The 11,462-nt window shown below is 33.4% G+C and carries 12 protein-coding genes; 3 read left to right on the top strand and 9 right to left on the bottom strand.

Translation table 11 applies throughout. The features are described from left to right. Nucleotides 1–27 precede the first annotated feature (27 nt). A complete protein-coding gene (locus HMPREF0072_RS07140) occupies nt 28–279 on the bottom strand; it encodes a GlsB/YeaQ/YmgE family stress response membrane protein (RefSeq protein ID WP_004828775.1) in 252 nt (83 codons plus the stop codon). A 133-nt stretch (nt 280–412) separates the two neighbouring features. On the opposite strand from HMPREF0072_RS07140, the gene HMPREF0072_RS07135 reads away from it, so the two are divergent. The 3 genes from HMPREF0072_RS07135 to HMPREF0072_RS07125 are packed head-to-tail and all read left to right on the top strand — an operon-like array spanning nt 413 to nt 3,837. Beyond that, nucleotides 413–1,126, top strand: coding sequence for a response regulator transcription factor (locus tag HMPREF0072_RS07135; RefSeq protein WP_004828774.1), 714 nt, complete (start codon nt 413–415; stop codon nt 1,124–1,126). Next, nucleotides 1,107–2,474 (top strand): sensor histidine kinase, encoded by a 1,368-nt coding sequence (locus HMPREF0072_RS07130; RefSeq protein WP_004828773.1) that lies wholly within the window; start codon nt 1,107–1,109, stop codon nt 2,472–2,474. The genes HMPREF0072_RS07135 and HMPREF0072_RS07130 overlap by 20 nt, the downstream gene beginning before the upstream one ends. Continuing rightward, a complete protein-coding gene (locus HMPREF0072_RS07125; RefSeq protein WP_004828772.1) occupies nt 2,443–3,837 on the top strand; it encodes a hypothetical protein in 1,395 nt (464 codons plus the stop codon). Before HMPREF0072_RS07130 ends, HMPREF0072_RS07125 begins: the two co-directional genes overlap by 32 nt. 37 nt (nt 3,838–3,874) lie before the next feature. On the opposite strand, the gene HMPREF0072_RS07120 is transcribed toward HMPREF0072_RS07125, so the two are convergent. The 8 genes from HMPREF0072_RS07120 to HMPREF0072_RS07085 all read right to left on the bottom strand — a co-directional run bounded on the left by HMPREF0072_RS07120 (nt 3,875) and on the right by HMPREF0072_RS07085 (nt 11,410). Then, on the bottom strand, nt 3,875–4,987 hold the full coding sequence (locus tag HMPREF0072_RS07120; RefSeq protein ID WP_004828771.1) for a TIGR04086 family membrane protein: 1,113 nt from the start codon (nt 4,985–4,987) through the stop codon (nt 3,875–3,877). A gap of 87 nt (nt 4,988–5,074) precedes the next feature. Continuing rightward, nucleotides 5,075–5,998, bottom strand: coding sequence for a restriction endonuclease (locus HMPREF0072_RS07115; protein ID WP_039931250.1), 924 nt, complete (start codon nt 5,996–5,998; stop codon nt 5,075–5,077). Nucleotides 5,999–6,016: 18 nt separating this feature from the next. Beyond that, a complete protein-coding gene (locus HMPREF0072_RS07110) occupies nt 6,017–6,430 on the bottom strand; it encodes a hypothetical protein (RefSeq protein ID WP_004828765.1) in 414 nt (137 codons plus the stop codon). A gap of 9 nt (nt 6,431–6,439) precedes the next feature. Further along, a complete protein-coding gene (locus HMPREF0072_RS07105; RefSeq protein WP_039931226.1) occupies nt 6,440–7,408 on the bottom strand; it encodes a sensor histidine kinase in 969 nt (322 codons plus the stop codon). Continuing rightward, nucleotides 7,401–8,087, bottom strand: a complete 687-nt coding sequence (locus tag HMPREF0072_RS07100) for a response regulator transcription factor (protein ID WP_004828759.1) — start codon at nt 8,085–8,087, stop codon at nt 7,401–7,403. The genes HMPREF0072_RS07105 and HMPREF0072_RS07100 overlap by 8 nt, the downstream gene beginning before the upstream one ends. After that, complete coding sequence (locus HMPREF0072_RS07095; protein ID WP_039931225.1) at nt 8,047–9,945, bottom strand: FtsX-like permease family protein; 1,899 nt, start codon at nt 9,943–9,945, stop codon at nt 8,047–8,049. The genes HMPREF0072_RS07100 and HMPREF0072_RS07095 overlap by 41 nt, the downstream gene beginning before the upstream one ends. After that, nucleotides 9,942–10,688 carry an ABC transporter ATP-binding protein gene (locus HMPREF0072_RS07090; RefSeq protein WP_004828756.1) on the bottom strand — a complete coding sequence of 249 codons (747 nt, stop codon included), beginning with the start codon at nt 10,686–10,688 and terminating at the stop codon, nt 9,942–9,944. Before HMPREF0072_RS07090 ends, HMPREF0072_RS07095 begins: the two co-directional genes overlap by 4 nt. Continuing rightward, nucleotides 10,685–11,410: a hypothetical protein gene (locus HMPREF0072_RS07085; protein WP_004828755.1), complete on the bottom strand. Its 726-nt coding sequence runs from the start codon at nt 11,408–11,410 to the stop codon at nt 10,685–10,687. Before HMPREF0072_RS07085 ends, HMPREF0072_RS07090 begins: the two co-directional genes overlap by 4 nt. Between the last annotated feature and the right edge of the window lie 52 nt (nt 11,411–11,462).

Here is an 11,462-nt window from a genome sequence, read left to right as displayed (position 1 = left end):
AGTCAGACCAAAGGTCTGACTCTAGTTTTATTTTTTACGATTTTGGATTAATCCTAGGATGAATAATAAAATTACTGCACCTACTACAGCAGAAATTATTTGAGAGAATTTGCCTCCCATATAGTTTCCAAGTAGCCAGTTACCAAGGTAACCACCAAGTACACCTGTAAATATATTTGCAATACCACCCATTTCGGCGTCTCTTTTCATTATCCTACTTGCTATCCATCCAGCAAGAGCTCCTATAATTAATGTCCAAATAAATCCTAAATTTCCCATTTTTCCTCCTTGTGGTTTGTTAATATTCTTTTCTCCTTATATTTATATCCATTTTTAAGTTTTTTAAACATAAAGCCTTTTTCAAGACGAAATATCTTACAGGATATGGTATAATAAATATGGAAGGTGAACTATGGAAAAGATTAAAATTTTAATAATAGAAGATGAAGAAAGTATAAATAATATCGTAAAGAGTTACCTAGTCAAAGAAGGCTATGAGGTTTACCAAGCCTTCGACGGCGAAGAAGGTCTTAGAAAATTTTTGGCAGAGGATATAGACTTAGTTATCCTTGATCTAATGCTACCAAAAATGCTTGGTGAGGACGTGATGAAGGAAATAAGAAACAGGTCTGAAGTGCCAGTAATCATGCTATCAGCAAAGGTTGAGGAGAATGATAAGGTCACAGGTCTAAGACTTGGTGCAGATGATTATATAACCAAACCATTTTCTGCAAGGGAGCTTATCGAAAGAATCAAAGCAGTCCTTAGACGTATCGAAAAATACAATATCCCAAGGGCTGATATTATTAAAACCCTTGATGGTAGACTTGAAATGGATCTTGAATACAATAGATTTTTTAAGGATGGGGTCGAAATTTACCTTACAAAAAATGAGTTTTCTATCCTAAAGACCTTATTCTCAAATCCTAACAAGATTTATACAAGAGATGAAATTATAGAAATTACCTTTGGTTATGACTATGACGCTTATGATAGGGCCATAGACACTCATATAAAAAATATCAGACAAAAAATTGAGGATAACCCAAAAAAACCAATGTACATCAAAACAATCTACGGTATGGGATATAAGTCTGGCGGTATAGATGACTACCCTCAAGAATAAGATTATAAAAAACTTTATTGCAGGAATTCTTTCTTGTATCCTAGTTTTTTCTATCCTTATTACCCTCCTCGTTACTCTTAACTACAATGACCTGTTCAAAGCCATTGATGATAAGAGACCCAAGGAAGTTGTAGAACAATTTACAAGGCTAAATAACGATTCTAATATTAGTGGTACGTCCATGTGGGCCTACCTATCTAATATGGCAATCGATCAAAAAGTAGATATAAAATATTACGATGAAAAAGGCAACCTACTTAAACATCTTAAGGGTCGTGACGAATCTGACCATTCTAAAATTTTAACCAAAGAATATAGGTTTATTGATGAAAATAACAATTCCAAGGCTGGTAAAATCGAAATTTACTATAATAGGGACTATACAGGCGTAAATGAGATGAAGGGCAACTTTACCCAAGCGGTTTTATATGCGATTACAATTTCCCTAGCCATTGGTCTTGTTATAGCCATTATTCTTTCAACAAATATTTCCAAACCCATTACGTCAATCGGCGAATCAACCCTTGCGATTAAAGAAGGCAATTACAATTTGATTGTCGAGGACACTGATATTAGGGAAATAGAAATTTTAAAAGATAATATTAACTACCTATCTAGCAACCTTAAAAGACAGGAATCTATAAGAAAGCAATACGCCCAGGATATTTCCCATGAACTTAGGACTCCACTTACCAACCTCAAACTCTACATAGAGGCAATGAAAGACGGTGTCGCTGAAGCAGATCCTGCCACCTTGGATATTCTATCTAATGAAATTGTTAGGCTTGAGGGGCTGGTCGTAGGACTTAAAAATACCTTCGATGAAAATGTATCCTATGCAATTTTATCAAAGTCTGAAGTAAATATTACAGAGCTAATTGAATATATAGCAGGTTCCTTCTTAGCTAAGGCAAAGCTCAACAATATTAATATCGAAACCCACTTAGACACAAACGTAATTTTTACAACTGATAGGGATAAACTAAGCCAGATTATCCAAAACCTTGTTTCAAATGCTATAAAGGCTATTGGCAAAGATGGAAAAATTGATATCCGCCTTAGAGAGACTGAAAAAGAAATACTTATAAATGTAATTGACACAGGAATTGGTATCAAGGAAGATGACATACCAAGAATTTTTGAAAGATTTTATAGGGTTGAAGATTCGAGAAACACCAAGGAAAACGGCGTTGGCCTCGGCCTTGCTATTACAAAAAATTTCGCAGAAGCCCTATCCGGAAAGATTAAAGTAAAGTCAAAGCTTGGTGAAGGAAGCGACTTTGCAATAATTTTCGAAAAAAACAACAGGATTACCAATGACAAGAAGAAAGAGAAATTACTCCAGTAGAAAAACTGAACAAACAGGCAGGATAAGACCACTCAGAGAAAGTCAAATCAAAATTGTAAAGGACGAATTAACGCCTAGAGAAATAGCCAGGAAAAAAAGAGCGAAGCGTGAAAGAGAAAGAGTCTACAAAAGACGTAGGATGACCCTTACAATTCTTGGCCTACTATTAGTTATAATTCCTAGTTTTCTAATAATTAAAAGACTAAACACCTATGCTAAGACAGGCTATCCTAACTTCAGAGATAAGGTACTAAAAGATTTATCAACTACAGCATTCGTCTCCTCCACCGAGGGCAGGAGCCTTACAAGTGCCGAAAAAAATTCTGACTTTGACATACTCTATAAAACCATAATCAGAAACTTCGCCATAGATAAGTCAAATACAGAATCATTTGATGAATTTACAAAAAAGAGTGAAGAATACAGAAAGAAAATTACAGGCTCCAAAACTGACCAAGATTTCTTTTTGCTCTTAGGCGAATACTTAAGTCTCTTAAATGACTCCTACACAAAGATTTTGGATAAGGACAGCTACACAGACCTATTTAATTACTATAAGAACAAAAGTGGATCTCCAATGAAAGAAATTCTTGAAAATCCACAAGTAGTCAACCGCTATAAGCGAATAATAAATGAAAAAAATGTTAATGAATCCTCTGTAGGTATTGAAAATGGATACATTTTAAGGATATCCCTCCCTAACTTCAGGGTAAATGATATTAAAAAAACCATTGATGAAGTTATAAAATCTGTAACAGCTGCACCTGGCATATCAACCATGGTCATTGACCTATCAGATAACAATTCACTTAATAATCTTTTTGTAAATGAATTCGCCAAATACTTTATCCATCAGGATTACAGCAAAGATGACTTGATTTTTTATAGGGGCAACCTTTTAGAAAACACTCTCAAAGATATAAAAGCTGATGAAAATTCGGCCTACAAAACAGCCTTTGTAAAAAACCTCACCAGCAAATACAAGGATAAAATTGATTATTTCGACTTAAATCCTTACATGTACTACGATCAAATTTCTTTAAATATTAAAAAAGATTCTACCTTTGCATCAAGAAATATTTATATACTAACAAATGCAAACACAGCAAACGAAGCTATTAAGCTTGCATCAATTTTAAAGGAATCTTCAAATGCTTTCGTAGTCAAAAATGCTCTAGACCCAAATCCTACAGCTCAAGATAGAATTTATGAATTCCCACCAAGTCTTTTTGTCCTTGATCATTCCGGATTAATAATTTCACTAAATACAGCAAGAGCAGAAAGACCAAACAGGTATCTCGAGTACAACCAAAGAATAAACTCTAAATATCCTATTTCATCAATGCTTTCTATAATAAGATGAAATAAGCAAATAAATAGACCCCTAGGGGTCTATTATTTTATCTTAAATTTCTTATAGCAAATTCTTCGCCTTTTCTACCAGCTATGGCTGAGATTGCAAGTGCTGCAATCAAACCTAGGAAGGTGAGAACTGAACCAATAGATGCTGCATCAGATGCCTTATTAGCCTTATCTTTTGCTTTATCTACAGTTTCATCCGCTGTTAATTTTGCTTCTTTTGCAAGGTCTTTTATCTTTTCAGATGACTCATTAATTGACTTGCTTGTTTTTACAGCTGCCTTGTCGAGTTCATCATAAATATTCTTGCCAATTTCCTTAGCTTCTGCTGGACTTAACTGAGTGTTTTCTGCTACTGCATTTGCTATAGCATCTTCATCAGCAGCGTTTGCGATTGTCTCAGCTTTCTTTGAAAGTGATTTGGTAACTTTATCAATCTCTGCACCAGCATTTTCTGGATTTAGGGCAATAGCCTTAACTGCCGCTGCAATTTCTTCCTTGCTTTCTTTTACTTGATTTTCTAGATAATCTGGTTTAAGTTCTGCTACGTCAGTATCTGCCAAATATTTCTCTAATTTAGCTTGAAGGTCTTCTGTATCAACATCTTCAATCCCTTCGCCAACTTTATCAACAGCTGCTCCTATTGCTGAGCTTGCTGCATCTCCTACACCACTTAGGGCGCTTCCTGCTACATTTGCCGCTGTTCCTGCAACAGCTCCTACTGCTTGACCAGCAATACCAAGTGTGGTTGCTACTGCATTAAATACAAGGGTGAATAGTAGTAAAACTGTTACGGCCCAAGTAATTGCTCCGTGAAGTAGACCTGTTGATCTTGCTGCATAGCCTGCTACAAATCCACCTGCACAAAATGAAATTATTAAAGTAATAGCTGTCCAAAGTCCAGTAAAAAATCCGATTCCGGCAAATGGGTTAGCAGAAGTTGCAGAAAAGATGCCAAAGCCCAAAGCTGCAGTTAAAAGGCTTAATACGGTAAATACTGCCGCACCTGAAACAGCTCCAGCTATGATAGAACTCCATGATAAGTTTCTACCTGCTTCAAGCTTGCCTTCCCTTTCTATAGCTACTTCTTTTCTTCTTTCTTGACGATTTCTTCTAACTTTTTCGCCTTGGTTTTGATTATTTATTTCAGTCATTATTCCTCCTAATTATATAATCATTTTAAACAATGTATGCACATTATACCGGAACATAAAATAAATTAAAGTTTAACTTCTATTTCCTTAAGATATAATTTTAAAAATAGAATTATCTCTAAGGATTTCTCCAACCATGTCCCTACCCTTATGCATCTTCTTTATATTTTTGATATCTAGGATAATTACATCTGCTTCTAGGAGTTTTTCCTTAGCTTTTTCGGTAAGATAAGTTGAATTAATTATTAAAACGGGAATTAAACCTTCCACAACTCCCCTAAAGTCATTAATCATCTTAGAAATTTCTTTTTCTGAGATTTTGTGGTCATAATTATAATTCCTAATCTCCAAGGCAAAACGATTGTTATTCTTTTTGGCATAAAGGTCAAATCGATGGCTTCTTTGGTATTCTTCCTGATAAGGCTCAACCTTATAGCCCGCCCTTCTAAAGGCTTCTGCTATAAATTCTTGGCTTGAAAGATCGAAGAGAACCTTTCTTAAAGCTACCAATAAGCCTTCAGGCTTAATTTTAAAAATCCCCCTATATTGGATTTTATCTTCCGCAAGTCTTTTTATATCGAAACCAATTAATATACCACTAACCACATTAAAATTGCCATGGGCGATAGCGTTTCTTACGTGCCTTAGTAGACTCATAGTCTTTGTTTCCCCATCAGCCAAAGTCATAACTATCTTTTGGTCACAAGGACATATACCTTCCTTAAAATCATCTATGATATATGTTTTAATTGAATCTGTAAAAAGAACGTCAATGTCCCTAAGTCTCATGACTGTCATCAACTCTTCAAAAACATAGTCATCATATTCCAAATTTGTGAGTAGCTCTTCTTTTTTTGCCTGCTCAGAATTTATATTTGGCACATACCATAAAAGATATTTTATAGCCTCGTCAAGGTTCTTATCAAGACTTATCGGTATTTCATTGTGGATTATTTTATATTTAATTTTATTTTTACAATTTTGAAGCTCAAACTTTTTCGTTAGTTCCATATTATACATTAATTAAACCTAATCTTTCATATCCCAAGTAGCCTCTATTTCTCCCCTATAGAAAATATCTATGGTCATATCAAAAGCAGTTGGGATCCCATCTTTACAAATATTTCCTATTCCATAAAAGTGAATAAGATTAGGCCCATAAGCTTCTTCTATAATATCAAATGTATAATCCTTAAATTCATCTATAGTTAAATTTTTATCTTCTTTTTCAAAAACTATAATCCTAACAGGATAATCCATATTAGCTTTTATATCTATGAGGTCATGGCAGATAATTTTAGGATTATCTATAACAAAAGTCTTTCCATTTTCAAAGATAACCATACTTGATAGGCTTATTTCAAGGTCGCATCCCCTTCTATTAATAGCGAAATTTTTTGAATCATGAAAGCTAAATACATCCCTGTAGGGTTTTAAAATCATAAAATCTCCTTATAGTCTTAGGCAAATTACAAAGTTTCCGTCCATATTTTCTACGACTTCAATATCAATCGCGAGATCTTTGGCATAAAGTTTTGATAAATAGAGACCCATACCTGTAGACTTATGAATCTTATCAACTTCGCCTGAAAAGGCCTTTTCAAAAATAAAGGCAAGGTCCTGATCAGCCACCTTTGGGCCATTATTTCCTATATACAAATTTTTACCCTTATTTGTTATATTAATAACTCCCTCGCAGTATTTTATGGCGTTTGAGATAATTTGTGATATTATGAAGACCAAGGTATTTTTATCAGTAAAGACTTTGACATCTCCCACATCTTCTTTTATTATAATCCCCTCTTCAGCAATTAAAGGATAATAAGCCTTGATAGCTTCATCAATACAATCCTTAATAAAAACTTCATCCATTTTGTAGTCTTTTTTGCTAGCATCAACTCTTGCATAGTATAGGATTTGATTGATATAATTTTCTATATTAGTATTTGCAAGACCTAATTTGTCGAGTATTTCCTTATCAAAATCATTTTTATGGTTCTCTAAAAATAAATTTGCAAAGGCAAGTGGAGTTTTTATCTCATGGGCCCACATTTCTATAAATTCCCTATAGGATATAAGCTTAGCCCTTGATTCTTCAAGCCTCTTATCCTTTATCTTTATCGCCCTTTGAAAGTCATCAAATATTTTTTCATAGTCTTCACCAAACTCATTAACAAGAGCATCCTTGGCCATAAAAGAATTCTTTATTAAAAATTCATCAAGGAGCATCTTCCTCTTTTGATTTCTTTTTCTTAGGTTGTTTATGATAAACAACAGAGCCAGAAGTGTAAATAAAAGGATAAATATTATAAAGCTATGAATTAAACTCGGACCTATTAGATGGATTAGGAAAATAAATAAGCAATCTAGGCCAAGAAAAGCTATTATCCAAACAAGTCCATCTTTTAATGTGCTATTCATCATAAACTCCTAAACCGTAACCACTTCCTCTCTTGTTGTATATATTATAAGGACTTAGGTTTTTTAATTTTTTACGAAGTCTGGTTATATTTACCTGGAGGATATTTTCGTCAATATAAATAGTAGACCAAACCGCTTCTAGCAAGTCATCTTTAGTTACAATCTCAGGATATGATTCCATGAGTTTTTTGACAATATCAGCCTCTGTTTGAGGCAAGATTAAATAAGCATCCTTATAGGATAACTTGCATGTTGAAAGCTCTAATCTTAATTCACCAACACTTATGATATCTTGAAAGTGGTCAAAAAGATTAAGCAGTTTTTCCATCCTTAGAATTAATCTCCTGGTGTCAACCGGCTTGGCTAGGTATTCATCTGCACCGATTTCAAGCCCCTTTATCTCATCTTCAATACCAATCCTAGATGTGAGCATCAAAATAGGTATATTAGATTTTTCCTTAAGACTCCTACATATATCAAAACCGGAAATTCCTGGTAGATTTATATCCAAAATTACAAGGTCTGGCTTTAGGTCAAGGGCTTCTTCACTTGCCTTTAAGAAATTATCTATACTACTGACTTCATAGCCCCTGTTTCCCAAAAATTCCCTTAGTTCGTTTAAGAGGTTTCTGTCATCTTCAATTATTAAAATCTTCTTCATAATCAGCAATCCTTTCATAGCTCATCCTTAGGATAAACCTCAAAAATAAGCCCATCAAGATCAAAAATGCTAGGCTAATTAAGGCTAAGCTTCCAATTATTTTGCTAAGTTTTAGTTTTAAAAATATATTCATTGTATATGGTATTTGGGTAAATAAAAATATTGACACAATAATTGAAACAAGGCCCACTGTGAGAAAAAGCGTTGTGTATTTCTTTTTAATTATAGCCCTTATTTCATCCATATCTTGACCCATAAGGCTTAGGATTCTTAGTTTTTCTTTAGATTTTTCAAAAAGCATGAAAATCCTAATTGTAAAAAAGCTTAGACCTGCCAAAATAAAAATCAAACCTAAATAAAAGTAGGTGTAAAGATTTTCTGTAATATTGGAAATAGCATTTTTCGCCTGCCAGATATAGGATTCATACTTATAGCCCCCCTTAATAAATGCTTCTCTCAGCATGTCAGAGCCTTTAGAAAAACCAAAGGAGTTTACAAAATCTTTTTTTAAATTTACATTATAAGCAAAGGGTGCTTTTGTGCCAAGCAAGGATTTATAAACCTTATCATTGACCACAACCATACTAGGCAAACCAATTACATCGTTAGAAAAAATCTTATTTGACCTAATAAGTGGCCTTAAACTAAAGACCTTTCCTCTTAGTTTTATAGATGCGTCTTTGTCGGCCAAAGTATTCTCTAGGGCATACTTTTCTTTTTCTGTTTTAGCTAGAATTATGGCTTCATCATCCCTGAGTTTAGCTTTCATCTTATAAATATCATCAAATGAAGACTCAGTCAATAAAAAACCTGGTTCAAAATAAAAATTATTTCTTGTTGCCCTATCAAGGTCCATATTTGTCTCGACCAAATTTATTAGTTCATCTGAGTCAATATCTCTGTACTCATAGCCAAAAACTGGATATATTTCACCTATCATTTGACCCATATCTTGGTCTTTTTCCAAATTTTCTATCTTTTCGGCAGAATCATAGAGAGTAAAATCAGCTGGTCTTTCTAGGGCATTTCTAGATGCAACACTTGTTAGGATTGTGTAGGCTAGGATAAAGGTGCCAACAATCAGCATAAAACTTGTAAAAAGAAGAGAAGCCTTGTCCTTTTTGAAAGTAAGGCTAAGACTTTTTCTTACAATCAAGTCCTTCCCACTAAATTTTTGGAATATTTTTGAAAATACAAAAAAAACAGCCAACAAAAACAAAGTGATAAGGCCCAACAAAATTAACACTTCTTCCCTAAAGTTATCATCATTTAATATTATTCCTAATAAAAATAAAACTAAGCTCATAAATAAAAAGAAATCTGATCTCGACCTTATCTCGCCCCTAAAAATTTCATCTGGATTTTTCTTATAAAAATCTCTTACAAGGGTGTAAATCGATAGGATGTTTAAAAATAAACTTATGCCTAAGGTTAAGATAAGAGCCTTAAATGATATACTAAAATTATGAAAATTTAAACCCAGACTTAGGACTTTTGCTGTTAAAAGATTTATAAATTCATTGATAAAAATAGACAAGGATAGACCCAAAAGGTTGGCCTTTAATAAATCTTTTAAGGAATCTTTAAAAAGTATCCTAAAAAGTTTCTTTTTGCTAAGACCTTCTGCTATCAAAAGTCCAATTTCGTTTTTCCTCTCACTTACCATGTAAAAACTAGCATAGTAAATTAAAATAAAAACAAATATTAAGGAAACCAAGTAAATTAACCTGACTGTATCAAGGAGGTAGTACCTGTTTTCCTCATAAATATAGGAAAAAACCTCGGACTTATCTATAGACAGAATTATGTAGGAGGTAATCGACGTTATTATTAAGATTAAAAGATAAAGTTTTTTGCTGGATTCATTTTTTCTCATCTTAAAAACTGCCTATCTGCGTTTTCTATCCTAACTAGAAACTCTTCCCTCGACTCATCTTCCTTACGTCTTAGCTCATTATATATCTTGCCGTCATCCAAAAATAAAACCCTATCTGTAAAAGAAATGGCCTTTAGATCATGACTTGCCATTATAATAGACCTTTTGTGGACCTTGTTAAAGGTTTTTAATAGTCTTAGCACTTTTTGACTAAGCAAACTATCTAGCGAACTAGTTGGTTCATCTGCAAGGATAATCTTGGCATCTTTTAAAAGCGCCCTCGCTATAGCTACCCTTTGCTTTTCCCCACCAGAGAGATTTTCCGGATAAGAATCCAAGATATTTTCTATTTCTAAAATTTTTGCAATTTCTAAAACCCTATCCTTATCAATAGGTTTGCTCGAAATAGTTAAAGGCAAGATTATATTTTCATATGCAGTCAAGATATCGATTAGTTTGAAGTCTTGATAGATATAAGAAATTACATTTTTTCTATATGAGGAAATTGCTCTTCTTTTAAAAAGGGAAATATCCTTATCAAAATAGGAAATAGAGCCCTTGTTAAAGGACCCTATGCTTGCAATACAATTAAGGATTGTGGTCTTTCCCGAGCCGGACTTGCCCATTAAGCCTAGAAACTCTCCTTCAAGAAGGTCAAAGTTTAGCTGGGATAAGACTCTTTTGTCTTCCTTACCATAATATTTTTCAAGATTTTCTACTTTTAAAATTCTTTCAAATTTCATTGCTTACCTTTGTTTTTTATTTGACCTAAATCATCAACCTTGGTATAGGTATCTTTTAGGTTTAGGAGTTTTTCGTATATTTCATTAACATCTGTAGTTTTTGAAACAAGAACGTCTTTCCATCTGCCTTGGCTATTGTCTGTAAAAGACTCAAGCCAATTTCCCTCTAAGTCATAAATATCATATGACCCCTTGTTTAAATCATCAAGGTAAGTCATTTTATAGGTATCACCAATTTTTTCGACTTTCTTATCATAGCCACTTAGGAATTTTTCGTAAATTATATCTTCATTTCCAGAAATTATAGAGTCTTTTTTTGAATTTTTGCTATAATCGAAAATATCTGTATAATAAATCTTTTTATTTGTATCTATCCAACATCTTTCATTGCCTTTTCTAAAGAAGATTACCCCATCAAGCCTGCCGTCGATATCAATATTTTTTTCTGAATCTCTAGTTTGTATATATTTAAATGACTCACCTGTGTCAATATTTGTAGTTTCGCTAACAATCACACTCGGATCTTTATCCTCGTGATTTAGATATGTTTCTACAAATTCTTTTTCAACTCCATCAACTTTGCCCAAGTATTCCTCTACTTTGGCCTTCCTGTCCCTAAGTTCATCTTCATAATCTTTTTGTCCTATGGATCCTGCAGCGCTTAAATATACTCCACCAAAAACTATTAGACCTATAAGCAACATTGCTTTTATATGTTTCATAATATCCTCCTTATTTTATTAATTACATAATAACACGAAATAAGGAAATATT

The sequence above is a fragment of the Anaerococcus lactolyticus ATCC 51172 genome (assembly GCF_000156575.1).
GTDB classification, from domain to species: domain Bacteria; phylum Bacillota; class Clostridia; order Tissierellales; family Peptoniphilaceae; genus Anaerococcus; species Anaerococcus lactolyticus.
The sequence above is the reverse complement of the archived record's forward strand: the minus strand, read 5'-3'. Positions and strand labels throughout refer to the sequence as shown.